This is a genomic window from Comamonas sp. UBA7528, from assembly GCF_002479375.1.
Taxonomy (GTDB): Bacteria; Pseudomonadota; Gammaproteobacteria; order Burkholderiales; family Burkholderiaceae_C; genus Comamonas.
In genome coordinates this window covers 175,358-198,806 of record NZ_DLMU01000001.1, presented here as the reverse complement: position 1 = coordinate 198,806, position 23,449 = coordinate 175,358, and the positions used below count along the sequence as shown (strand labels likewise).

The 23,449-nt window shown below is 65.7% G+C and carries 18 protein-coding genes and 2 tRNA genes; 12 read left to right on the top strand and 8 right to left on the bottom strand.

From position 1 onward, the window contains the following. Positions 1–59: 59 nt before the first annotated feature. On the bottom strand, positions 60–1,592 hold the full coding sequence (locus tag B3349_RS00890) for an ATP-binding protein (RefSeq protein WP_291585598.1): 1,533 nt from the start codon (positions 1,590–1,592) through the stop codon (positions 60–62). Positions 1,593–1,688: 96 nt separating this feature from the next. Further along, positions 1,689–2,420, bottom strand: a complete 732-nt coding sequence (ompR, locus tag B3349_RS00885) for an osmolarity response regulator transcription factor OmpR (protein WP_066533704.1) — start codon at positions 2,418–2,420, stop codon at positions 1,689–1,691. Between the two features lie 215 nt (positions 2,421–2,635). On the opposite strand from ompR, the gene B3349_RS00880 reads away from it, so the two are divergent. Continuing rightward, positions 2,636–3,373 (top strand): SIMPL domain-containing protein, encoded by a 738-nt coding sequence (locus B3349_RS00880; protein WP_291585594.1) that lies wholly within the window; start codon positions 2,636–2,638, stop codon positions 3,371–3,373. A gap of 195 nt (positions 3,374–3,568) precedes the next feature. On the opposite strand, the gene B3349_RS00875 is transcribed toward B3349_RS00880, so the two are convergent. After that, positions 3,569–4,351: a 3-hydroxybutyrate dehydrogenase gene (locus tag B3349_RS00875; protein ID WP_291585593.1), complete on the bottom strand. Its 783-nt coding sequence runs from the start codon at positions 4,349–4,351 to the stop codon at positions 3,569–3,571. 67 nt (positions 4,352–4,418) lie between these two features. Here B3349_RS00875 and B3349_RS00870 point away from each other — a divergent pair, with 67 nt between their 5' ends. The 3 genes from B3349_RS00870 to B3349_RS00860 all read left to right on the top strand — a co-directional run bounded on the left by B3349_RS00870 (position 4,419) and on the right by B3349_RS00860 (position 7,755). Beyond that, on the top strand, positions 4,419–5,351 hold the full coding sequence (locus B3349_RS00870; RefSeq protein WP_291585591.1) for an alpha/beta fold hydrolase: 933 nt from the start codon (positions 4,419–4,421) through the stop codon (positions 5,349–5,351). A gap of 115 nt (positions 5,352–5,466) precedes the next feature. After that, the gene (locus tag B3349_RS00865) at positions 5,467–7,644 is read left to right on the top strand and encodes a RelA/SpoT family protein (protein WP_291585908.1); all 2,178 of its coding nucleotides are present in this window, start codon (positions 5,467–5,469) and stop codon (positions 7,642–7,644) included. A 34-nt stretch (positions 7,645–7,678) separates the two neighbouring features. Continuing rightward, positions 7,679–7,755 (top strand) — tRNA-Val (locus tag B3349_RS00860). Positions 7,756–7,886: 131 nt separating this feature from the next. Here B3349_RS00860 and B3349_RS00855 read toward each other — a convergent pair. Further along, positions 7,887–8,381: a GNAT family N-acetyltransferase gene (locus B3349_RS00855; protein WP_291585590.1), complete on the bottom strand. Its 495-nt coding sequence runs from the start codon at positions 8,379–8,381 to the stop codon at positions 7,887–7,889. Between the two features lie 139 nt (positions 8,382–8,520). Then, positions 8,521–9,261 (bottom strand): TetR family transcriptional regulator C-terminal domain-containing protein, encoded by a 741-nt coding sequence (locus B3349_RS00850; RefSeq protein WP_291585589.1) that lies wholly within the window; start codon positions 9,259–9,261, stop codon positions 8,521–8,523. A gap of 323 nt (positions 9,262–9,584) precedes the next feature. Here B3349_RS00850 and B3349_RS00845 point away from each other — a divergent pair, with 323 nt between their 5' ends. From B3349_RS00845 to B3349_RS00825, 5 genes are all read left to right on the top strand, one after another. Then, positions 9,585–10,952, top strand: a complete 1,368-nt coding sequence (locus B3349_RS00845; RefSeq protein WP_291585587.1) for an NAD(P)-dependent oxidoreductase — start codon at positions 9,585–9,587, stop codon at positions 10,950–10,952. Between the two features lie 34 nt (positions 10,953–10,986). Next, a complete protein-coding gene (gene preA / locus B3349_RS00840; protein WP_291585585.1) occupies positions 10,987–12,300 on the top strand; it encodes an NAD-dependent dihydropyrimidine dehydrogenase subunit PreA in 1,314 nt (437 codons plus the stop codon). A gap of 238 nt (positions 12,301–12,538) precedes the next feature. After that, positions 12,539–14,008: an NCS1 family nucleobase:cation symporter-1 gene (locus tag B3349_RS00835; RefSeq protein WP_291585583.1), complete on the top strand. Its 1,470-nt coding sequence runs from the start codon at positions 12,539–12,541 to the stop codon at positions 14,006–14,008. Between the two features lie 71 nt (positions 14,009–14,079). Continuing rightward, the gene (gene hydA, locus B3349_RS00830) at positions 14,080–15,531 is read left to right on the top strand and encodes a dihydropyrimidinase (RefSeq protein ID WP_291585582.1); all 1,452 of its coding nucleotides are present in this window, start codon (positions 14,080–14,082) and stop codon (positions 15,529–15,531) included. A gap of 26 nt (positions 15,532–15,557) precedes the next feature. Further along, positions 15,558–16,823 carry a Zn-dependent hydrolase gene (locus B3349_RS00825; protein WP_291585580.1) on the top strand — a complete coding sequence of 422 codons (1,266 nt, stop codon included), beginning with the start codon at positions 15,558–15,560 and terminating at the stop codon, positions 16,821–16,823. 160 nt (positions 16,824–16,983) lie between these two features. Here the strand turns inward: B3349_RS00825 and B3349_RS00820 are convergent, their stop codons facing one another. Then, positions 16,984–17,901 carry a Dyp-type peroxidase gene (locus B3349_RS00820; RefSeq protein ID WP_291585578.1) on the bottom strand — a complete coding sequence of 306 codons (918 nt, stop codon included), beginning with the start codon at positions 17,899–17,901 and terminating at the stop codon, positions 16,984–16,986. A gap of 149 nt (positions 17,902–18,050) precedes the next feature. Between B3349_RS00820 and B3349_RS00815 the strand changes: the two genes are divergently transcribed. The 3 genes from B3349_RS00815 to B3349_RS00805 all read left to right on the top strand — a co-directional run bounded on the left by B3349_RS00815 (position 18,051) and on the right by B3349_RS00805 (position 20,783). Then, a tRNA-Val gene (locus tag B3349_RS00815) sits at positions 18,051–18,127 on the top strand. A gap of 315 nt (positions 18,128–18,442) precedes the next feature. Then, entirely contained in the window at positions 18,443–18,961 is a 519-nt protein-coding gene (phaR, locus tag B3349_RS00810) for a polyhydroxyalkanoate synthesis repressor PhaR (protein ID WP_291585576.1), read from the top strand. Between the two features lie 340 nt (positions 18,962–19,301). Next, the gene (locus B3349_RS00805) at positions 19,302–20,783 is read left to right on the top strand and encodes a methyl-accepting chemotaxis protein (protein WP_291585573.1); all 1,482 of its coding nucleotides are present in this window, start codon (positions 19,302–19,304) and stop codon (positions 20,781–20,783) included. 463 nt (positions 20,784–21,246) lie between these two features. Here the strand turns inward: B3349_RS00805 and B3349_RS00800 are convergent, their stop codons facing one another. Next, a complete protein-coding gene (locus B3349_RS00800; RefSeq protein WP_291585571.1) occupies positions 21,247–21,864 on the bottom strand; it encodes a nucleoside/nucleotide kinase family protein in 618 nt (205 codons plus the stop codon). 4 nt (positions 21,865–21,868) lie between these two features. Continuing rightward, positions 21,869–23,449, bottom strand: a complete 1,581-nt coding sequence (locus tag B3349_RS00795; protein WP_291585569.1) for a ribonucleotide reductase barrel domain-containing protein — start codon at positions 23,447–23,449, stop codon at positions 21,869–21,871.

Sequence of the window (23,449 nt, the reverse complement as noted above, 5' to 3'; positions counted from 1 at the left end):
CCCGTAAAAAAAGCCGGCGGATGCCGGCTTTTTGCATGCAGGGGCAGCAGGGCGCTGCGTCAATCGTCGCCCAGGTCTTCCGCTTCGTCCAGGCGGTCGGTGCTGCGGCGGCGCGGTGGCAGCTGGCGCTTGATCTGCGGGCGCTGCAGGCGCTGGGGGGTGTCGCTGTCGGCACCGCTGGCGCGCTGCAGCTGCACATGGGCGGCCAGACCGCCACCGGGCGCATTGGTCAGCGACAGCACGCCGCCCATGCGCTGCACGGTCTTGTCCACGATCGACAGGCCCAGGCCGGCGCCGGCGGCGGCGGTGCGGGCCGTGTCGCCCCGGAAGAAGGGCTGGATCAGGCTGGCCAGTTGCTCGGGCGGCACGCCGGCGCCATGGTCGCGCAGCCGCACCACCACCCAGGCTTCGCGCTGCTTGACACTGATGTCCACGTGCGTGGTCTCGGTGTCCGGTGTCTTGCCATAGCGGCGGGCGTTTTCCAGCAGGTTGGAGATCACGCGTGCCAGCTCGATCTCGTCGGCCATCACATACACATCTTCCGGCACCGACATGCTGATCTGCAGCTCGCGGTGGTCCTGCACTGCGTAGACGCAGGACGACACCACCGCATGCAGATTCACCGTGGCCAGGGCCACATGGTCGGGGCGGGCATAGTCCAGGAACTTGTCGATGGTGGCATCCAGCTGCACGATGTCGGCCACCATGTGGCCCCGGGCCACATCGTCGTTGACGCTCATCTCGGTTTCCAGGCGCAGGCGGGCCAGCGGGGTGCGCAGATCGTGCGAGATGCCGGCCAGCATCACGGCGCGCTCCTGCTCCAGCTTGGCCAGTTTCTGCGCCATGCGGTTGAAACCGATGTTCACCTCGCGGATTTCGCTGGTCACGGCCTGCTCGTCGAGCTGGCTGGCCTCGAAGTCGCCATCGCGCACGCGGTTGGCCGCATCGCTCAACTGCTTGAGCGGCTGGTTGATCAGGCGGGCAATCACGGCGGCACCGGCCAGCGACAGAATGCCGGCGGTGATCAGCCACACCAGCCAGGTGCGGCCGCCAGCGGGGCTGAAGCGCGAGCGGTCCATCAGCAGCCAGTTGCGGTCGCCGTTGATGGAAAAGCCCACCCACAGACCCTGCTCGCCGTTGACGCTGCGCGCCACGATGGTGCCCGGGCCCAGGCGCTGGGTCAGCTCCTCCGTCAGGCGCTGGCCCAGCGGCGTATGGTCCATTTCCTCGAACTTGTCGCCCGGCTCGCGCGGCAGGATGCGCACGCCTTCCTGGTCGGCCATGGTCTTGATCAGCGAGACGCGGTTGATCGCGTCCGAGTGCACCAGGGCGGCGCGGCTCAGGTTGACCAGCGATGCGATCTGCTGGGCCGTGTGCAAGGTGCGCGGCTCGAACTCGAAGGCGCGCAGCGTCTGCAGCCAGGCCAGGATGCTGCCCACCAGCAGCAGGGCCAGCAGGAAGAAGGTGCGCCAGAACAGGTTCAGGCCCATGCGCGAACGCGCATGCGCCGCACGGGGGCGGCGTTGTGGTTCCGGCTCGTCGGCCACGGCAGAGTCGGAAGAGGAAAGTGGGCTGGCGGTAAAAGCGCGCATGGTCAGAAGACTTCCATTGAACCGCAACGCAGCACACCACCATCGGTCGGATGGTGGCGAGCAGGCAGTGTCAGGGGAAGCGCTATCTTACGGTGCTTAATTCGCACCATCTGGTACGAAGACGTAACCAACGCCCCAGACTGTTTGAATGTAGCGCGGAGCGGCGGCATCTTCTTCGATCAGCTTGCGCAGGCGCGAGACCTGCACGTCCAGACTGCGGTCAAACGGCTCGAACTCGCGGCCGCGGGCGAGCAGGGCCAGCTTTTCACGCGACAGCGGCTGGCGCGGGTGGCGCACCAGCGCCTTGAGCATGGCGAACTCGCCGGTGGTCAGCGCCAGTTCTTCGCCGTTCTTCTGCAGCACGCGGGTGCCCAGGTCGAAGGTGAAGGGGCCGAAGGTGACCACTTCGTTCTCGCCCGACGGCGCGCCCGGCGCTTCCACCGGGGGGCGGCGGCGCAGCACGGCATGGATGCGGGCCAGCAGTTCACGCGGGTTGAACGGCTTGCCCAGGTAGTCGTCAGCACCGACTTCCAGACCGACGATGCGGTCCACGTCTTCGCCCTTGGCGGTCAGCATGATGATGGGGGTGCGGTCGTTGGCCGAGCGCAGGCGGCGGCAGATGGACAGTCCATCCTCGCCGGGCATCATCAGGTCCAGCACGATCAGATCCACGGTTTCGCGCAGCAAGATGCGGTTCAATGCCTTGCCGTCTTCGGCAATCATGATCTCAAAGCCTTCTTGCGTCAGGTATCGGCGGAGCAGATCGCGGATGCGGGCGTCGTCGTCCACCACCAGGATCTTGTCGGTACGGTTGTTCGTAGAGGCCATGGATATCCCTAGTCCAATTTGTAACAGAGCCAATTTTGACCATCTTGGCGGCGGAAAAACCGGATTTCCCCGGTACTTTGACCAAGTGTTACAAGTGTTGCCCTGCGGAGCAAGTGTTGATTGACGGAGAGCAGCCCCCTCCGCCGGGCGGTGGTAAGGTCGCTTGTTCCCGACGATTTCGTCTTCATCCCATTGACCTGTCAAGGAGGAATGCTATGCCTTTTATCCCCCGTCACACCCAGGCCCTGGCGGCTGCCGCCATCGTATGGGGTGCTGCGGCCACCGCCGCACAGGCCCAGACCGCCGTAATGGCCCCACCGCAGAACGTAGTACAGCTGACGGCTGCCGGCAGCGTGGAGGTGGCGCAGGACCTGCTGGTGCTGACCCTGTCCGCCACGGAAGAGGGCAGCAATGCCGCTGCCGTGCAAAAACGCCTGCAGCAGGTGGTGGATGCGGCGCTGGCCACGGTGCGCCCCCAGGCGCAGCCCGGCGGCATGGAAGTGCGCACCAGCGGCTTCAACGTGTACCCGCGCACCACCAGCAAGGACGGCAAGATCGCCGGCTGGCAGGGGCGTGCGCAGCTGGTGCTGCAGGGCAAGGACTTCGATCGCATCACCAGCACCGCTGCCAAGGTGCAGGGCATGCAGGTGGGTCAGGTGGCCTTCGGTCTGTCCAAGGAAGGGCGGGCCAAGGTCGAGGGCGAGGCGCAGCAGCAGGCCATCGACCAGTTCAAGACCAAGGCCGCCAGCCTGGCCAAGGCGTTCGGCTTTACCGGCTACACCTTGCGTGAGGTGTCGGTCAACAGCAATGAAGTCGGCATGCGTCCCTATATGGCGGGGGCCATGATGAAATCTTCCATGGCGGCAGATGGCGCGGAAAGCGCTCCGCTGGCGGTGGAAGCTGGCAAGACCCAGGTCGAAGTGCAGGTCTCCGGCGCGGTGCAGCTGCAGTGATCCGGGCGCATCCCCGGTGCCTGGCTGTCGCCTGACTCCGTCTGGGGCCACGCCGGGCGTCCGGGATGCCGGCTTGCCACCATGAAAAAAGCCCCGGGCAGGTGCCAGGGGCTTTTTTCATGCAGGAGAGGGCGCTTGCCCGGCCTCCCGCCTCCGGCCTCCCGCCTCCGGCTTTTCGCCGCTGCGCGCAGGGGCTTACTGGGCTGCCCAGCCGCCATCCATGTTCCAGGCCACGCCGCGCACATTGTTGGCGGCGGGCGAGCAGAAGAACACCGCCAGCTCGCCCAGTTCTTCCGGGGTGGTGAACTGCAGGGACGGCTCTTTCTCCCCCAGCAGCTGCCGGGTGGCCTCTTCGTTGGAAATGCCCTGGGCCGCTGCCTTCGCGTCCACCTGTTTCTGCACCAGCGGGGTCAGCACCCAGCCAGGGCAGATGGCGTTGCAGGTGACACCGCTGGTGGCGTTCTCCAGCGCCGTGACCTTGGTGAGGCCGACGATGCCGTGCTTGGCCGCCACATAGGCCGACTTCTGGGCCGAGCCCACCAGGCCGTGCACCGAGGCCACATTGATGATGCGGCCCCAGTTGGCCTGCTGCATGGGTGGCAGCGCCAGGCGCGTGGTGTGAAAGGCGCTGGTCAGGTTGATGGCGATGATGGCGTCCCATTTGTCCACCGGGAAATCCTGCACCGCCGCCACATGCTGGATGCCGGCGTTGTTGACCAGGATGTCCACCCCGCCGAATGTCGTGGCGGCAAACGCCATCATGGCTTCGATGTCGGCGGCCTTGCTCATGTCGGCGCCGTGGTGGGCCACCTGCACCCCATGGGCCTTGCCGGCTTCGCGCACGGCTGCCAGCGGGCCTTCGGCGTCGCCGAAGCCGTTGAGCACTACGTTCGCACCCTGGCGTGCCAGGGCTTGCGCAATGCCTAAACCGATGCCACTGGTGGAACCCGTCACCAGTGCCGTCTTGCCTTTGAGCATAGAGGTCTCCGAATCCATTACGATGGTCAAAAGCCCATTATGGGGTGCGCCTGGAAAGTTGCTCTGCATGATTGAACCTACGCTGAACTACGTAACCTGTCCCGGTCCTGCGGCCCGCCGAGCGGACGAACCGGAGCGCAGCGAACACCGCATGGCGTACTGGGAGTGGAACGCCACCGGCAACCCCGCCCACCCCCATGTCATCGTCTGCGTCCACGGCCTCACGCGCCAGGGGCGGGACTTCGATGTGCTGGCCCGCGCGCTGGCGCCCCATGCGCGGGTGATCTGCCCGGATGTGGCCGGACGTGGGCGCAGCGAATGGCTGGCCGACCCCCAGCATTACGCCGTGCCGCAGTACGCGCTGGACATGCTGATGCTGTTGCAGCACCTGCAGGCGCAGGCACCGCTGCAGACCCTGGACTGGATAGGCACCAGCATGGGGGGGCTGATCGGCATGGCGCTGGCCGGCCAGGCCCAGCTGCCGCTACCGGTGGCCATCCGGCGCCTGGTGCTCAACGACGTGGGGCCCACGCTGGAGTGGGCGGCGCTGCAGCGCATTGGCAGCTATGTGGGCCAGCCGGTGTGCTTTGACAGCGTGGAGCAGGCCGCAGCCACGCTGCGCGTCATCTCCGCCGGGTTCGGCCCGCACACCGATGCCCAATGGCGGGCTCTGACCGAGCCCATGCTGACCCCCTTGCCCGGCGGCGGCCTGGGTCTGCATTACGACCCGGCGATCGGCGTGGCACTGCGCGGCATGACGCGGGAGGAGGCCGAACAGGGCCAGACCCTGATGTGGCAGCTCTACGACCAGATCACGGCACAGACTTTGCTCTTGCGGGGGGAACAGTCCGATTTGCTGACGGCCGCCACCGCTCAGGCCATGCAGCAGCGTGGACCACGGGCACAATGTGTGGTGCTTGCAAATGTGGGGCATGCCCCCACATTGGTCTCAGCCGACCAAGTGGCGGTCGTGCGGGACTTTGTATTGGCCCAGGAATGACGCAAGAACAACAACCAAACAGCCAGGCCGGCAGGGGAGTGCGGCCATGAGAAGTGTGACGTCTTTGCCCCCCACCACGGTGGAGGCCGGTGCGCCGACCCATGGCACGGTGCCCATGACACCAGCGCTGATCGCCGCCACTTCGGAGGCCATGCCCGACCAGGCCAATGCGCTGGTGCGCGCCCGCTCGTTTGCGGAGCCGCTGCTGTCCGGCGAAACCATGACCACCGGCGAGAACATGCTGGCCCACGCCGATGCGGTGGCCGCCATCCTCTACGGCATCGGTGGCTCGGAAACCATGCAGGCGGCCGTGTATCTGGTCTACGCCAGCATGCACCTGAACAAGCCGCTGGAGGTGCTGACCAAGGCCTTTGGCGCCAACTTCGCCACCCTGGCGGTGGAAACCACCAAGCTGATGCATGTGCAGCAGCAGGCACGCGATGCGGAAAGCAACAGCCAGCGGGTGGACGATCCGGCCACCCAGGCCGAGACCGTGCGCAAGATGCTGCTGGGCTTTTCCCGCGATGTGCGGGTGGTGCTGCTGCGCCTGGCATCGCGCCTGCAGACGCTGCGCTACTACGCTGCCAGCAAGCGCCCGGTGTCGCCCACCCTGGCGCGCGAGGCGCTGCATGTGTTTGCGCCGCTGGCCAACCGCCTGGGGATCTGGCAGCTCAAATGGGAACTGGAAGACCTGTCCTTCCGCTTCCTGGAGCCGGACACCTACCGCCAGATCGCCAAGAACCTGGACGAAAAGCGGGCCGAGCGCGAGATCTACATGGAGCAGCTGCGCTCGCGGCTCGAATCCGAGCTGCGTGCCTACAGCATCAGCGCCACCGTGCAGGGGCGGCCCAAGCACATCTACAGCATCGTCAAGAAGATGCGCGGCAAGTCGCTGGACTTCGCCCAGGTGTTCGACATCCGCGCGCTGCGCGTGGTGGTGCCCAACGTCAAGGACTGCTACACCGCACTGTCCTGGGTGCATGAGCATTTCACCCCCATCGAGTCGGAGTTCGACGACTACATCGCCAAGCCCAAGCCCAATGGCTACCAGTCGCTGCACACCGTGGTGCGGGACGAGCAGGGCAAGGCCATCGAGATCCAGATCCGCACCCAGGCCATGCACGACCATGCCGAACATGGCGTGGCCGCGCACTGGGCGTACAAGGAAGCGGGCACCAAGGGCTATGCCGGGGTGTCGGCCACCAGCGAGTACGATGCCAAGATCGCCGTGCTGCGGCAACTGCTGGCCTGGGGCAAGGACCTGTCCGAAGGCCCGGAACACCGCAACCTGTTCGACGACCGCATCTATGTGCTGACGCCGGATGCGGCCGTGATCGAGCTGCCGCAGAACGCCACGCCGGTGGACTTCGCCTACGCCGTGCACACCAACCTGGGGCACCGCTGCCGCGGCGCGCGGGTGGACGGGGCCATGGTGCCGCTGAACACGCCGCTGCAAAGCGGGCAGACGGTGGAAATCACCACCGTCAAGGAAGGCCGGCCTTCGCGCGACTGGCTCAACTCCGAGCTGGGCTATCTGACCAGCAACCGCGCCAAGGCCAAGGTGCGTGCCTGGTTCAATGCCCAGGCCATGCACGAGACCATGACCCGGGGCCGCGAGGCCGTGGAAAAGCTGCTGCAGCGCGAAGGCAAGACCGCCATCAGGCTGGACGAGCTGGCGGTGCAACTGGGCTTCAAGTCTGCCGAAGCCATGTTCGAGGTGGTGGGCAAGGACGAATACTCCTTGCGCAACATCGAAGCCGTGCTGCGCCCGCCGCCCGAGCCGGTGGCGGCCGAGGAGGACATCCAGCAGATGGTGCGCAAGCCCCGCGGCGAAGGCCAGAAGGGCGGCGTGCTGGTGGTCGGCATCGATTCGCTGATGACCCAGCTGGCCAAGTGCTGCCGGCCGGCGCCGCCGGACGATATCCGCGGCTTTGTCACGCGCGGCAAGGGCGTCAGCGTGCACCGCTCGGACTGCAGCAACTTCCGCGAAATGGCCGCGCGCTACGAAGAGCGCGTGATCGATGTGGCCTGGGGTCAGCCCAAGGCGGCCGCGACGGCGGCGGTCTACCCGGTGGATGTGGCGGTGGAAGCCGCCGACCGCCAGGGCCTGCTGCGCGACATCTCCGACGTGTTCGCCCGTGAAAAGACCAATGTGATCGGCGTGCAGACCCAGTCCGTCAAGGGCGTGGCCTGGATGACGTTCACCGTGGAAGTCTCGGACTCCGGCCGCCTGAACAAGGTGCTGGGCATTGTTTCCGGGGTGGCTGGCGTGCGTTCGGCGCGGCGACGTTGAAAACCGTGCTAGAATCGCTTTCTCGAACAAACACAGGCGCGTAGCTCAGCTGGTTAGAGCACCACCTTGACATGGTGGGGGTCGTTGGTTCGAGTCCAATCGCGCCTACCAACTAACCATTGGTACAAAGCCTTCTAGATCCACGGTCTAGAAGGCTTTTTCTTTTTCCGGGGGCAATGGCTGATTGCTGCGCCCCAGGCGCCGTGCAGGCGCTAGAGGGCAGGGCAGGCCTCCATAGGAGGCTACAGGGCGTCTGTGGCCGAGCGCATGGCCCGAAGATCCAGTCCCAGGTAGCGCGTGCCCGGCACGGGATTGAAACTCACCGGCGGCGCGTCCTCGAAGCCCAGCGACGCATACAGCCGCTGCGCAGCCTGGAACTCGGGCAGCACATCCAGGCAGATGCGGGTGTAGCCCCTGTGCCGCGCAGCGTCCAGAATGCCTTCCACCAGGCGGCGTCCCAGGTTTTCGCCGCGCGCCGTGGGGCGCACGTAGACGCGCTTCATTTCGCCGATTTGTGCATCCACCTGCCGCAGGGCCGCGCAGCCCACGGGCTGGCCGTCTTTCCAGGCCAGCAGCACGCAGCCGTGTGGAGCGGCGTACTTGCCGGGCAGGGCCGCGAACTCGGCCTCGAAGTCCTGGAAGTCCAGGCTCACGGTGGGGCTGGCCACGTATTCCCGGAAGATGCGGACCACGGCGTCAAGATCTTCGGGAAAGCGGGCGGGGCGGATGTCGGTCATGGGCAGCAATCGGGTCCGGGCCCTGGTGCAGGGCGCCGTGCAGGAGCAATCAGAGCGCACAAGGATAAGGCAAGACGCCGGGGCCGCCGCCAATGCACCACCGCCTTGCGCCATGCCCCCTGGCCTGCACCGCTTGCCGTCAGCAGGGCGCCTGGCGCGCTGGCGCTGGCGCCAGCAGCGGCCCTTCGGCCGGGCCGTCTGGCTGCAGACCGCGCACCACCAGGCGGTAGATCAGTTCGGCCGCCGTGTCGTAATCCTGGGCCGTCAGCGCATCCTGGCCCAGCAGCAGCGCAAACTGGGCCTGCTGGTCGGCGTAGGCCTGGGTCACGGACCAGAGAATGAACATCAGGTGGGTGAAATCCACGCGGGCAATCTTGCCCTGGGCCACCCAGCGCTCGAACGCCTGGGTGTCGGCCGCCAGCGCGGGGCCGACCCGGCTCAGGATGGCATCACCAAAGCGGGGGGCGCCGGCCATCACCTCGCGGGTGAAGACCTTGGAGCCATGGGGCCGCTCGCGCGAGGACTGCAGCTTGGCGCGGATATAGGTGCGCAGGGCCTGGGCCGGGTCGTCGCCGCGCAGCAGGTCGGACATGCCTGCCAGCCACTGCGTCAGCACATCGCCCAGCACGCGCAGATACAGCTCTTCCTTGCTGGCGAAGTAGTACAGCAGGTTGTGGCGGCTGATGCCGGCGTCCTGGGCCATCAGGTCCAGGGACGCGCCTTCGAAGCCGTATTGCGCGAAGTGCAGCTCCGCCATCTGCAGGATGTGCTGCTCCTTGCGCAGCCGCGCCGCCGTGGGCTTGCGGGTGGCCGATCGGGCCTGGGAGGCGGGGCTATTAATGGGGCTGTTCACGGGGCTGTTGTCAGAAAAAGTCGCCATTGCGCCTGCGGTAAGTAGAGATAAGTTGCGCCATTGTGGTGCGATTGTCTGGCATCTTTCTTGCTCATGACTTTCTGGGTGATTTTACTGATTGGTAAATTTTTTCACCCGCGTACATTGAACTCCACCCCAGTGCGCCCGGCAAGAGGCGCCACATTGCACCTACGAGGACCATGATGAAACCTCCGAAGACTGTGTTGTTGGATTCGGGGACGCGCAGGCGGACAGCCTGCGTGCCCCCTTGCGTTGTTCGATCTGGCCTGGCATCGCCCTGCGAGCCCGGGTTCCCTTCACGCCCTCAATCCTGAATTTGGAGGTTCACCATGGACAGCCCCGCCAGCCGCACCTGCGGCATTGCCGCCGGCCGACTGAATCTGGCCGAGTACGCGGCCAATTTCTCCGACGCCCACCCCCCGCTCAACCGCCCCCAGGCCCTGATCGAGGCCGAGCGCTGCTACTACTGCTATGACGCGCCGTGCACCACGGCCTGTCCCACCAGCATCGATGTACCGGCCTTCATCGCCCGCATCGCCCAGGACAATGTGCGCGGCGCGGCCCGGGAGATCCTGACCGCCAACCCGCTGGGCGGCATGTGCTCCCGCGTGTGCCCCACCGAGCAGCTGTGCGAAGAAGCCTGCGTGCGCAACACCAATGAAGACAAGCCGGTCGAAATCGGTGCGTTGCAGCGCTATGCCACCGATGCCTTCATGGCCGCAGGCGGCGCGCCGCTGTTCCAGCGCGCCGCCGCCACCGGCAAGAAGGTGGCTGTGGTCGGGGCCGGACCGGCCGGCCTGACCTGCGCCCACCAGCTGGCGCTGCAGGGCCACGACGTGGTGCTGCTGGATGCCCGGCCCAAGCTCGGTGGGCTCAACGAATACGGCCTGGCCAGCTACAAGACCCCCAACGACTTTGCGCAGAAGGAAATCGACTGGCTGCTGTCGGTGGGCGGCATCACGCCGCACAACAACCAGCGGCTGGGGCGCGACTTCACCTTGGATTCGCTGCTGGCCAGCTACGACGCCGTGTTCCTGGGCATGGGCCTGGGCGGTGTGAACGCGCTGGGCATTGCCGAACCCCAGGCCGAAGGCCTGCGCAACGCGGTGGATTTCATTGCCGACATCCGCCAGGCCAGCGACAAGGCCACGGTGCCGGTGGGCCGGCGCGTGGTGGTCATCGGCGGCGGCATGACGGCGGTGGATGCCGCCGTGCAGGCCAAGCTGCTGGGCGCCGAAGAAGTCACCATGTTCTACCGCCGGGGCAAGGACGCGCTGTCCGCGTCCGGCGTGGAGCAGGAATGGGCCCAGACCCATGGCGTCAACCTGCGGTTGTGGGCTGCGCCCCAGCAGGTGCTGGTGCAGGACGGCAAGGTGACGGGCATCCGCATGGCCTACACGCAGTTGCAGGACGGCAAGTTGCAGGTGGGGCCCGAGGTGTTTGACGTGCCCGCCGACATGGTGCTCAAGGCCATTGGCCAGACCTATGTCAGCGCCCATGCCGGCAACGCGATCGCGCTGCGCGACGGCCGCATCGACACCGATGCCGAAGGCCAGACCAGCGTGTCCCGCGTGTGGGCCGGTGGCGACTGCCGTGCCGGCGGTCAGGATCTGACGGTGGAAGCCGTGGAGCACGGCAAAGTGGCCGCGCGTGCCATGCACCAGGCGCTGACCAGCGCCGTGGGTGCCGGGGTGTAAGCGGCAGTGCCCGCGCTTTTCAAGGAGCATGGATATGGCAGACATCAGCACCCGCTTTCTGGGCATTGCAAGCCCCAACCCGTTCTGGCTGGCATCGGCCCCGCCCACGGACAAGGAGATCAACGTCACCCGCGCCTTCGAAGCCGGCTGGGGCGGCGTGGTGTGGAAGACGCTGGGTGAGGACCCGCATGTGGTCAACGTCAACGGACCACGCTATTCCACCCTGCTGGCGCAGGACCGGCGCGTGATGGGGCTCAACAACATCGAGCTGATCACCGACCGGCCGCTGCGCACCAATCTGGAGGAGATGACCCGCGTGAAAAAGGCCTGGCCGGACCGTGCGCTGATCGCCTCGCTGATGGTGCCCTGCGAGGAAGAAAGCTGGAAACGCATCCTGCCCATGGTGGAAGACACCGGGGCCGACGGGCTGGAGCTGAACTTCGGCTGCCCCCACGGCATGAGCGAGCGCGGCATGGGCGCCGCCGTGGGCCAGGTGCCGGAATACATCCAGATGGTGACGGCTTGGTGCAAGCACTACAGCAAGCTGCCCGTGATCGTGAAACTCACGCCCAACATCACCGATGTGCGCTACCCCGCGCGGGCGGCCAAGGCGGGCGGGGCGGATGCCGTCTCGCTGATCAACACCATCAACTCGCTGATGGGGGTGAACCTGGATACCCTGGTGATGCACCCCAGCACCGATGGCCAGGGCTCGCACGGCGGCTACTGTGGCCCGGCGGTCAAGCCCATCGCCCAGAACATGGTGGCCGAAATCGCACGCGATCCGCAGACGGCAGGCCTGCCGATTTCGGGCATCGGCGGCATCACCACCTGGAAGGATGCGGCCGAATACATCGCACTGGGTTGTGGCAATGTGCAGGTGTGCACGGCGGCCATGGTCTACGGCTTCAAGATCGTGCAGGACATGTGCGACGGCCTGTCCAACTACATGGACCAGCACGGCTTTGCGCGCATCGAGGACTTCCAGGGCCGGGCCGTGCCCACGGTCAAGGACTGGAAGGACCTGAACCTCAACCACATCGACAAGGCCGTCATCAACCAGGACAGCTGCATCCAGTGCGGGCGTTGCCATGTGGTGTGCGAAGACACCTCGCACCAGGCCATCACCTTCGACAAAGAGGGCGGCGTGCGCAAGTTCGAGGTGAACGAGGCCGAGTGCGTGGGCTGCAATCTGTGCGTCTCCATCTGTCCGGTGCCGGAGTGCATTTCCATGCGCAGCCTGCAGCCGGGTGAAGTGGATCTGCGCACCGGAAAGACGGTCACCGGGGAATACGCCAACTGGACAACGCATCCCAACAACCCGCATCGTGCGGTTGTGCCCGTGTGAGGTGCGCGTGTGCGCCTGTTCTGGTGCAGCGCAGTGGCAGAACAGACGCAATCCACGCCTTTTGGCGATGTTTTCGAGGGTGTGTTCCAGCGTGCACGGCGCGGCCAACTGGCACACATCATGCTGAAGAAGAACTTGCGATCCAGACCCGGTGATTCAGGGGATATGTCGTGCAGTCGGTAGCACCGGGCTGGGTTTCTTGTCGTTCCGTGAGTGAACCCCCACAGGAGATTCGGAGATGAACAGTAGTGCAAGTGGCGCCCTCGGCGCATCCACCCCATCCGCACCCGCCGATCAGGCGCTATCCAACGCGGATCTGCTTCCCACCCCTCTGGCGCATCGCACCTGGCGATGGCAGGACTACGCCGCGCTCTGGGTCGGCATGGTGGTCTGCGTGCCCACCTACACCATGGCCAGCTCCATGCTGGACCAGGGCTTTTCCTGGCAGCAGGCCGTCTGGCTGGTGTTCCTGGCCAACTGCATCGTGCTGGTGCCCATGACGTTGATCGGCCGGGTCGGCCCCAAGTACGGCATCCCCTTCCCGGTGCTGGCGCGGGCCTCCTTCGGTGTCAAAGGCTCCAACCTGCCCGCCGTGCTGCGCGGTCTGGTGGGATGCGGCTGGTTCTCGATCAACTGCTACTTTGGCGCGCTGGCGCTGCACGGGTTTCTGAATATCCTGGGCTTCAACCTGGCGGGGCCGGCTGCGGGTGAAACCATCAGCACCTCCCAGTTCATGTGCTTCATGGCCTTCTGGCTGGTGCACCTCTGGTTCATCTGGCACGGGCCGGAGTCCATCCGCAAGCTGGAGGTGATTGCCGCGCCGCTGATGGTGGTGGCCTCCATCGTGTTCGTGGCGGTGCTGATGTACCGCGTTCCGGCCGGCCAGCTGTTCAACCTGCCGGCCAAGGTGGTGGAGGGCGGTCCCAAGACCTGGGCAGCCTTGACCGGTCTGGTGGGCTTCTGGGCCACGCTGGCACTGAACATCCCGGACTTCACCCGCTTTGCGCGTTCGCAGAAGGACCAGTCGATCGGTCAGGCCGTGGGCCTGCCCATCCCGATGGCGCTGTTCTCCATGGTGGGGGTCATCGGCTTCTCGGCCTCGGCCATCCTGTACGGCAAGGCTGAGCTGTTTCCCGATGCGCTGCTGACCAAGATGGGCAGCTTCGCCTCGGGGATTGGCCTGCTGGTGATTCTGCTGGCCAACCTCACCACCAACGTGGCGGCCAACCTGCTGTCGCCCTCGTATGACTTCAGCCAGCTGGCACCGTCCAAGGTGAGCTTTCGCATGGGCGGCATGATTGCCGCCGTCCTCGGCCTGCTGTTCATGCCCTGGAAGCTGCTGGCCACTTCGGGCGGCTACCTGTTCACCTGGCTGGGAGGCTATGGCACCTTGCTGGGCGCGATCGCGGGCGTGCTGCTGGTGGACTACTACCTGATTCGCAAAACCCGGCTGAAGGTCGAAGATCTGTATGTGCGCGGCGGCCGCTATGAGTACACCAATGGCTGGAACATGCATGCCGTGGCCGCCTTTGCGCTGGGCGTGCTGCCCTGCCTGCCCGGCTATCTGGCGGTGTCGGGCGTGGTGGACGCCAACAGCGTGGGACAGATCTGGAAAAGCATTTTTGACTTTGGCTGGTTCTTCAGCCTGGCAGTGGCCAGCACCTACTACTACCTGACAGCCAAGAAGGGTGTGGAGCAAGCCGGTTAAGGACGCACGCGGGAAGGCACAGCGCCTTCCCGCGTGCACAGCGTGTGCGTGTGGATACCAAGGAGACGGGAATGCATGGAGCTTTGCTGATACGTGGCGGAACGGTGGTGAATGCAGACCGGCAGGAGAAAGCCGATGTGCTGTGCGTGGACGGCGTGATCGCGGCGGTGGGGGCCGATGCCGCCGCACTGGCGCCGGCGGGGGCGGAGGTGATCGATGCGTCGGGCCAGTTCGTGATGCCCGGCGGCATCGATCCGCACACCCACATGCAGCTGCCCTTCATGGGCACCGTCACCGCCGATGACTTCTACACCGGCACGGCGGCGGCGCTGGCCGGGGGCACAACGAGCATCATCGATTTCGTGATTCCCGATCCGCAGGAGCCGCTGCTGGATGCCTACCGGAAATGGCGCGGCTGGGCCGAGAAATCGGCCGCCGACTATTCTTTCCACGTCGCCGTCACCTGGTGGAGCGAGCAGGTCCATGCCGACATGGGCACCCTGGTGCGGGAGGAGGGCATCAACAGCTTCAAGCACTTCATGGCCTACAAGAACGCCATCATGTGCGACGACGAAACCCTGGTGAACAGCTTCAAGCGTGCACTGGAGCTGGGCGCCATGCCCACGGTGCATGCCGAAAACGGCGAACTGGTCTACCTGCTGCAGCAGGAAGTGGCGCGCATGGGCATCACCGGGCCCGAAGGCCACCCGCTGGCACGGCCGCCCATGGTGGAGGCCGAAGCCGCCAACCGCGCCATCGCCATTGCCGGCGTGCTGGGCGTGCCCATCTATGTGGTGCACGTCAGCTGCATGGAGGCGGCGCAGGCCATTGCGGCGGCACGCGCCCGCGGTCAGCGGGTCTACGGCGAGGTGCTGGCCGGCCACCTGGTGATCGACGAAAGCGTCTACCGCGATCCGGATTTCGCCAAGGCGGCGGCCCATGTGATGAGCCCGCCCTTCCGCGCCAAAGGCCACCAGGAAGCGCTGTGGCAAGGCCTGCAGTCGGGCCAGCTGCACACCACGGCCACCGACCACTGCACCTTCTGCGCGGCGCAGAAAGCCATGGGCAAGGACAACTTCGCCAAGATCCCCAACGGCACGGGCGGCGTGGAAGAGCGCCTGGCCGTGATCTGGGATGCGGGCGTGAACACCGGGCGGCTGACGCCCAGCGAGTTCGTGGCCATCACCTCGGCCAACACCGCCAAGCTGTTCAACATCTACCCGCGCAAAGGGCTGGTGGGCGTGGGCTCGGACGCCGATCTGGTGGTGTGGGACCCCCAGGCCAGCCACACGCTGTCGGTCAAGACCCAGCATTCCAAGGGCGACTACAACATCTTCGAAGGGCGCACCGTGCAGGGCATGCCCAGCCACACCATCAGCCAGGGCGTGGTGGCCTATGCCCAGGGCGATCTGCGTGCCGTGCAGGGCAAGGGTCGCTACATCAAGCGCCCGGCCTTCGGCCCCAACTTCGACGCGGTGCAGCGCCGCGCCGCCACACTGCAACCCACGCCCGTGCTGCGCTGAACGCCGGCGGGACAAGGAGAACCACCATGGACACCCAAGTGAAGCAGAAGCAGGACATCGCGCAGCTGCGCGTCAACGGCCCCCGGCTGTGGGACGCGCTGATGGAGCTGGCGCAGATCGGCGCCACGCCCAAGGGCGGCGTATGCCGGCTGACCCTGACCGACCTGGACAAGCAGGGCCGCGATCTGGTGACCCGCTGGGCGCGCGAGGCCGGCATGACGGTGACCATCGACAAGATCGGCAACGGCTTCATGCGCCGGCCAGGGCGCAACAACAGCCTGCCGCCCATCATGACCGGCAGCCACATCGACACCCAGCCCACGGGCGGCAAGTTCGACGGCAACTACGGCGTGCTGGCCGGCCTGGAGGTGGTGCGCACCCTCAACGACCACGGCATCGAAACCGAAGCCCCCATCGAAGTGGCCTTCTGGACCAACGAGGAGGGCTCGCGCTTTGTCCCGGTGATGATGGGCTCGGGCGTGTTCGCCAAGGCGTTCACGCTGGAGCATGCCTATGCCGCCACCGACACCGAAGGCAAGACCGTCGGCGGCGAGCTGGAACGCATCGGCTATGTGGGCAGCCAGGAGCCGGGCGACCACCCCATTGGCGCCTACTTTGAAGCGCACATCGAGCAGGGTCCGGTGCTGGAAGACAACGCCAAGACCATCGGCGTGGTCACCGGGGTGCTGGGCATCCGCTGGTACGACTGCGTGGTCACCGGCATGGAAGCCCATGCCGGCCCCACGCCCATGGCCTTGCGCAAGGACGCCCTGCAGGTGGCCGCGCAGCTGATGCAGGAAGTGGTGGCCTGCGCCCACCGGCATCCGCCGCACGGCCGTGGCACGGTGGGCATGGTGCAGGTGCACCCCAACAGCCGCAATGTGATCCCGGGCCAGGTCAAGTTCAGTATCGACCTGCGCAATGCCAGCGACGCCGACTGCGACGCCATGGACGCCGACATCCGGGCCGTGGCCGCGCGCATCAGCCAGGCCACCGGCCTGCCCATCGAGATCACGCTGGTCTCCAACTACCCGGCCCAGCCCTTCCATGCGGACTGTGTGGACGCGGTGGCACGGGCCGCCAAGGCCCTGGGCTATTCGCACATGCCTGCGGTGTCGGGGGCCGGGCACGATGCGGTCTACATGGCCCGGCTGGCCCCGGCGGGTATGGTCTTCATTCCGTGCAAGGACGGCATCAGCCACAACGAGATCGAAGACGCCACCCCGGCCGACATCACCGCCGGCTGCAATGTGCTGATGCACGCCATGCTGGAGCGCGCCCAGGTGGTGTGAGCGCACCCGCGCAAGGCCACGCACCCCGTCACCTCCGGCGCCATGTAAAAAGGGCTTCCTGCGGGAAGCCCTTTGTGTTGTCAGCGCGCTGTGCGCGATGCGTTGGCACCATGCGTTGGCACCATGCGTTGGTGCCGAGCGGCGGTGTGGTGCGTTGGCGTTATGCGCCCAGCAGACGCAGATCGATCTGGCCCTGGTGCACGGGCGGGCACCAGTAGTAGCTGCCGCTCAGCGGCTGCGAGAACTGGAACAGCGCATCGCTCACCCCGTCCTCCAGGCCCAGCATGCGGCGCCACTGGGCTTCGAAGGCATCCAGCGAATGGCCGAAGGCCGCAAACATCAGGCCCATGCTGTCCTGGCCCTGGGCACTGGTGCTCCACCAGGGCATGGAGCGGCGCACCACAAAGGCCTCGGGCGTGAAGCTTTCCTGGGCGGTGCGCTTGGTGTGGGCAGACGCGGGCGCATCGTCCAGCTCCTCGTTGTCGCTCAGGCGGCGGCCCATGGCATCGTCGCGTGCGGCCGGTGCCAGGGCGTGGAAGGCGGGCATGTTGTGTTCCCACTGCTGCAGCGCCAGAAAGCTGGAGCCGTGCAGCCCCATGGTGGCGCAGCGCAGGCAGCCGGCGGCTTCGGCCTCGGCATCCACCGGGTTTTCCGTGCCGTCCTCATAGCCGGTCAGATCGCGGCCGTAGCCGTTGGGGCCATGGCCGTGGCGGAACGCGTCCACGGTGCGCTCGACGGCCAGGGCCGGCGCCAGCAACTGGGCCAGGCGGCGCGTGCGCAGCAGCAGTTCGCCGCGCTCCTCACCGCGCAGCCACAGGCACAGCGCCGATGGGGTGCTGACGGACTGTGCCGGAGACACGCCTTGCAGCAGTGGGAAATCGCGCAGGCCTGAGATGTCCGCATCCAGCGCCTGGGCCAGGCGGGGGCCAATGGCGACCACCGTGCGCGCGCCATCGGCGTGGCTGCGCAGCTGTGCCAGCGCGGTGCGCAGGGCGGCGGCATCGCCTTGCAGCGAGAAAAACACATAGCGGCCCACAACGGGCAGTGGGGCCAGGATACCGGGTTGGGTAAATTGCATGGTTCAGAAATCGTGGGGCAAGTGGCCATTGTCACGCCAGGCCCCGTGGCGCAGAGGGGGGCGAATGAATGCTGCAGCAGCGTGCAGAAAATCTGCGGCTTTTTTCCAAAGTGCCCATTTCAGCCTGCTATACTTGCAGCTTCAACGACAGGCGCGTAGCTCAGCTGGTTAGAGCACCACCTTGACATGGTGGGGGTCGTTGGTTCGAGTCCAATCGCGCCTACCAAATTCAAAAGCCTTTCATCGCAAGATGAAAGGCTTTTTTGTTGCCTGTGCACCGGCAGGGGGCAGGCAGGTGGTCCTGGCTGTATCAAAAGCAGGAGCGGTGGCAGTGCATGCAGCAACAGCTTGTGTGTTGTCGGTTTGCATACCTTGGTGGAGCGTGCATGGGCTGCTATCACGAAAAGAGCATTCTGTGCCGCTATTTCCAGGGATCAGGGTTGGCCCTGCGCAGCCTGAGGCGCTGGCGTCCTTAGAATCGGTAGCTGCACATACACACAGACCGACACAGGCAGCGGGCCCGGGCCCGGAGGAGTCCCAGATGACCACCACAGAAAACAGCACCAACCCGTCCGCATCCAAGCAGCGCGTCATCAAGAAGTACCCGAACCGCCGCTTGTATGACACCGACACCTCGTCCTATATCACCCTGGCCGAAGTGCGCCAGCTGGTGATCGAGCGCGAACCCGTGGTGGTGCGTGACGCCAAGTCGGGTGAGGATCTGACCCGCTCCATCCTGCTGCAGATCATTCTGGAAGAAGAAGCCGGTGGCGCGCCCATGTTCAGCGAAGCCATGCTGGCCAACATCATCCGCTTCTATGGCCATGCGATGCAGGGCTATATGGGCAGCTACATCGAGAAGAACGTGCAGATGTTCACCGACTTCCAGAACAAGATGTCCGAACAGTCCGGCGTGGGCGGCAGCGATGCCTGGGCCAAGATGATGCAGATGCCCAACCCCATGATGCCGGCGGGGTACACCGAGCAGATGCAGAAGATGCAGGAGCAGATGCAAAAGCAGACCGAGCAGATGATGTCCATGTTCGGCCTCAAGCGCTGAACAGCCGCTGTGCCGGCTGGACACAGGCCGGGCACAGGCGGGATTCAGTCGGGCTGAAAGCCCCCACCAGACGGACCTTCGGGTCCGTTTTGCATGGGCGTCGATGGTCAGGCTCTGCGCCGCTCGGGCGTGCGTCAGGCGTGCGTTGTGCGCGCGTTAGGCGATTTTTGCAGGCTGTGCAAACGCAGGGCCGCATACGCCCAGGCAGGGATTGGGCAAGGCGCAGGCCTGCTAAGGGCCCTGCACGTATTCATACAATTTGACACGAACCCCGGGAGGTGCTGGCAGCGGGCCGGTGCGCGGGTGAACGCAGGTCGGCGCCTTCGGGCGCCGTTGTCATATGGATGGTGTTGAAATTCGGGAGCAGGCCCGCGGCGGTTCTGCAGGGATACAGGCGCGCAGCCAGGTGGAAGTGCCGCTGGATGCGCAGGCGGTCGGCAGGCAGGCCGATCTGTTGCTGCTGCTGCTGACGCTGGTGTCGGCCACCGTGGCCGTGGTCATTGGCGCGGTGATGAGCACGGCGGTGCTGCCCGCCGTGGCTGGGGGCGCAGTGGCGGCCCTGGCGCTGGCGTCCTATGCCCTGGCCCGTGGCTCGCAGTGGACGCGCTTTGTGCTGCCGCTGCTGCTGAGCGCCACGGTGGCGCTGCACATCCAGGTCTCGCTGGGCATGATCGAATTCCACTTCGGCGTCTTCGTCACGCTGGCGCTGGTCATGGTCTACCGCGACTGGCGCGTGGTGCTGGCCTGCGCAGCCTTCTTTGCCGTGCACCATGTGCTGTTCGACCGCCTGCAGGCCTGGGGCCTGGGCATGTACTGCCTGACGGAAGCCAGCTTCCCGCGCGTGCTGCTCCATGCGGCCTATGTGGTGCTGCAGACCGGGGTGGAAATCTTCATCGTCTACCGCATGAACCAGGCGTTCTCGCAAGGGCGGGAACTGAATGCCCTGGTGCAGCAGGTGGACCAGCCCCGGGCCATGGTGCTGGATGTGGCCGCTGCGCCCGTGGCCACGGCTGTGGCCCAGCGCCTGCAGCAGATGTTCATGCGCGTGCACGACACGGTGGACAGCGTCAAGCAGACCGCAGCGGCCCTGCAGTCGGCCAGCGCCCGCATTGCAGCGGGCAGCCAGGAACTGTCGGCCCGCACCGAACAGGCCCGCCACAGCGTGGAAGAAACCGCCACCGCCGCGCACGAAATCCGCCAGACCGTGGGCAGTACCGCGCAGATCGCCCAGCATGCCCACGGCCTGGTCGGGCAGGCCGCGCAGGACGCCCGCCAGGGCGGCAGCATGGTGGACCAGCTGGTGCAGAACATGCAGACCGTGCAGCGCGGCTCGGACGAAATCGCCAGCATCGTGGGCGTGGTGGACAGCCTGGCCTTCCAGACCAATCTGCTGGCGCTGAATGCCGCCGTGGAAGCCGCCCGCGCGGGCGAGCAGGGTCGCGGCTTTGCCGTGGTGGCCGAGGAAGTGCGCCGCCTGGCGCTGCGCAGCGGCGAAGCCGCCAAGGATATCCGCCGCCAGATCGACCGCTCCGTGCAGGCCGTGGCCCAGGGCGCGGCCCTGAGCAGCCAGGTGCAGTCCGTGATGCAGGGCTTTGAGAGCCGCATCGGCGAAGTCGCCGAGCGCATGCAGGACATCGCCCAGGCGGCGGTGCAGCAGCACGAAGGCATTGCCCAGATCAGCGACGCCATCGGCCAGCTGGAGCAGGCCACCGCGCAGAATGCCGAACTGGCCGAGCAGTCCCTGGCCACGGCGCAGATGCTGCAGGCCCATACCCAGCAGATGGAACAGCGCGCCGCCCTGTTCGTGACGCGCGCGGGCTGAAACCGGCCGCCCCTGGGCAGGCGCCTGCAAGCTTCTTGCGGCGGACGGAATCCACTCCGCACGGAAACACCATGACAAGCGAAGCAAACGCCCATGTAGCCAGCGCCCCCAAAATGGACTTTGTGTCGCTGGGCTGACCGTAGGATTCTGTAAATATACTTTTCTGATGCCTTCATCTGAGGGCATTTTTGTTGACTAGAGGCTGCATCTGCTTTGCGGCCAGTCCATGGGGCGCCGTGCCCATTAGCCACGACCTGTGACCGGCCAATGCTTCAGGCTTTAGTACAAAGCTTTAGCCAACGCTGTGTCGTCGGTCGCGCGCTGGCGCTGTGCGAGCATCCAAGTGCGCAGGGGCTCGACCGCCGACCGAGCCCTCCTTGACCAAGTGTGGTGCGCTGTTGCGCATCGAGGTCGCCATGCAGGCTGTTGGGCCTGCATCACCCAAGATGGGTTGGCCGGCCGCTTATCGGAGTGTCGTTGTCCGTTCAATCAATGCAACGACCTCGCCACACAAGGCCTCCGGAGTCGCGTGCTCGGTACGAAGCAGATACCAGCCGAAATGCTGCGCGAGGGACTCGAATCGCGCTGTCGATTCGGCATGCTCGTCGAATGTCTCAATCACCTTGCTATCCAAGCGGCGTTTCCGTTGGAGCGCACGCTCCCACGACACGTCGGCACGGCAGGTGACGGCAAACGCGAGGTTAGGGGCTCGAACGCCGGCATCGAGGTTGGCCTGGATGGTTGAAGCCACATCGATATGCCGTCGAAACACTGCGTCCGATGGATACCAGCGGTCAAGCAGCAATACGTCCGCCATCGAGCTGCCGAGACATGTCTCTTGGATCTGGAGCCGCCCTTGCCGATGTAATACTGCGATGGACTCCTCGCTAGCCCGACCGGGGCGGGTTTTGAGATCAAGGTACGCTTGGTTGACCAGCGCGCCCATTGCATCGGCCATAAGTTCCTTCTCAGCAAGCGACTCCACAACGTAACCGAGTTGAAGAAGCCGTTCGTTCACGAGCCGGATGAGTGTGGTCTTTCCAACGCCCTTGGGTCCGTCGAACGTGATTAATGCAGACATGGTGTTACCCCACGCGGACGGGTTGATTCTCGAGCGATGCATTCCTGTATATCGTCAGCCCCATGCAGCCGCTCTCATGCGCCTGAAGCAGCCAAGCTCTGATTTCCGCAATGGAGGTCTCAGAGCGGCAGTTCACCGTCTTCGTGATGCCGCAGTCGATACCCGACTGCAGTGCGGCCTGCATTCGGATGTGGATGGAGCCCGGCAGTTCCAGCGCAGTCGAACACAGGTCTGCGAAGTCGTCCCCGGCGACCTCACGCAGGCTCTCGCCGGTGGCCATGCGCTGCTCCACGTCTGCCGGCTCAAATCCGCGCTCCAGCAATAGGAATGACACGACCGGATCCATGATCCGAATCTCGCGGTCGATCACGCGCTGCGTCAACACGTGGGAATGGATCGGTTCGATGCCGCAGGATGTGCCGACGATCAACGCGATGGTCGCCGTGCCGGCGATGGCCGCCAGATTTGCATTGCGCAGCGGTAGACCTGCACCGGGATCAAACGCCGGGTACGGTCCGAGGAGGGCTGCGAGTCTCTGCGACTCAGCGCGGGCCGCCTCGTAGAGGCGTTTGCTGAGTTCGCGAGCAAATGCTTCAGCCGCGTCTGATCCGTAGGGCAGATCGAGCAGCATCAACGCATGGGCGAAGCCCATGACGCCCACGCCGACCTTGCGGGTCGCGAGTGAGTTACGCCGAATAGCATCGCTCGCGTGAGTCTGTAGATCGTGCATGCCGTCCAGCATGCGCACGCAGATCGCGACACAGCGTGAGAACGACGCGAAGTCGAATACGCGGCGACCCGCCGTATCCTGCTCAACGAAGGCGACAAGGTTGACTGAGGCGAGGAGGGCGGACTCGTCGACCGCGAGCGGCGCCTCGCCACACACGTTGGCCGCGAAAGCCGCATCGTGTTCGCGTGACACGCGCTTGATGCGGTCTGGGAACACAATACCGGGCTGCCCTGTGGCATGGATGCGTTCGGCGATGGAGTCGAAGCGGCGCTGGCTGTCCTCGTCGAAGCGAACCGATGCCATGAATTCGTCGGGCAGTGCCACGTTCATGTTGGTCACCGCTAGGGTGCCGGCGAGACCCAGGAATGTATCGAGGTCGCCGTGGATCGGCATGGTCACCGCGTTGCTCGCTGGACGTGGGCGGCCTTGCTGATGGGCGCAGGTGTCCTGGTCGATCAGGCGGATCAATCGGTCCGGGTTGGGCTCGTCCGCCTTGATCGCATAGCCGACGCCACCCATGCCGTCGTGGATGAAGCGGAAGTTCGCGAGGAAGTCTGCAGCGGGTCTGTCCACATCGACAGCGAAGCACGCGAAAAGGCGTGGATTTGTCTCGGCGCAATTCACGAGCAGGGGGCTGTTGGGCAGCATTGCACCGCTCCGCATGGCCTCGCCCAAGGCCGCGAGGAACTGTTGCGAGTCGACATCGTTGCGCGCGTCCTCGGCCCGCTTGGCGAGCGCAACGACCCGATCGACCAGCGAGCCCCAGCCCTGCTCCTTGAAACGATGAAGAATCCGGTCGGCCAGCACCGGTGCGAATGGGCTCTGCCCGAGCGGAAGTGTCTGATAGCGATGCAT

Excerpts from the sequence above, each read along its gene's own strand:
- B3349_RS00805 (WP_291585573.1), top strand. The coding sequence starts at position 19,302 with ATGGATGGTGTTGAAATTCGGGAGCAGGCCCGCGGCGGTTCTGCAGGG.
- phaR (WP_291585576.1), top strand. The coding sequence starts at position 18,443 with ATGACCACCACAGAAAACAGCACCAACCCGTCCGCATCCAAGCAGCGC.
- hydA (WP_291585582.1), top strand. The coding sequence starts at position 14,080 with ATGCATGGAGCTTTGCTGATACGTGGCGGAACGGTGGTGAATGCAGAC.
- ompR (WP_066533704.1), bottom strand. The coding sequence starts at position 2,420 with ATGGCCTCTACGAACAACCGTACCGACAAGATCCTGGTGGTGGACGAC.
- B3349_RS00795 (WP_291585569.1), bottom strand. The coding sequence starts at position 23,449 with ATGCATCGCTATCAGACACTTCCGCTCGGGCAGAGCCCATTCGCACCG.
- B3349_RS00845 (WP_291585587.1), top strand. The coding sequence starts at position 9,585 with ATGGACAGCCCCGCCAGCCGCACCTGCGGCATTGCCGCCGGCCGACTG.
- B3349_RS00835 (WP_291585583.1), top strand. The coding sequence starts at position 12,539 with ATGAACAGTAGTGCAAGTGGCGCCCTCGGCGCATCCACCCCATCCGCA.
- B3349_RS00865 (WP_291585908.1), top strand. The coding sequence starts at position 5,467 with ATGACACCAGCGCTGATCGCCGCCACTTCGGAGGCCATGCCCGACCAG.
- B3349_RS00820 (WP_291585578.1), bottom strand. The coding sequence starts at position 17,901 with ATGCAATTTACCCAACCCGGTATCCTGGCCCCACTGCCCGTTGTGGGC.
- preA (WP_291585585.1), top strand. The coding sequence starts at position 10,987 with ATGGCAGACATCAGCACCCGCTTTCTGGGCATTGCAAGCCCCAACCCG.
- B3349_RS00890 (WP_291585598.1), bottom strand. The coding sequence starts at position 1,592 with ATGCGCGCTTTTACCGCCAGCCCACTTTCCTCTTCCGACTCTGCCGTG.
- B3349_RS00825 (WP_291585580.1), top strand. The coding sequence starts at position 15,558 with ATGGACACCCAAGTGAAGCAGAAGCAGGACATCGCGCAGCTGCGCGTC.
- B3349_RS00880 (WP_291585594.1), top strand. The coding sequence starts at position 2,636 with ATGCCTTTTATCCCCCGTCACACCCAGGCCCTGGCGGCTGCCGCCATC.
- B3349_RS00800 (WP_291585571.1), bottom strand. The coding sequence starts at position 21,864 with ATGTCTGCATTAATCACGTTCGACGGACCCAAGGGCGTTGGAAAGACC.
- B3349_RS00850 (WP_291585589.1), bottom strand. The coding sequence starts at position 9,261 with ATGGCGACTTTTTCTGACAACAGCCCCGTGAACAGCCCCATTAATAGC.
- B3349_RS00870 (WP_291585591.1), top strand. The coding sequence starts at position 4,419 with ATGATTGAACCTACGCTGAACTACGTAACCTGTCCCGGTCCTGCGGCC.
- B3349_RS00855 (WP_291585590.1), bottom strand. The coding sequence starts at position 8,381 with ATGACCGACATCCGCCCCGCCCGCTTTCCCGAAGATCTTGACGCCGTG.
- B3349_RS00875 (WP_291585593.1), bottom strand. The coding sequence starts at position 4,351 with ATGCTCAAAGGCAAGACGGCACTGGTGACGGGTTCCACCAGTGGCATC.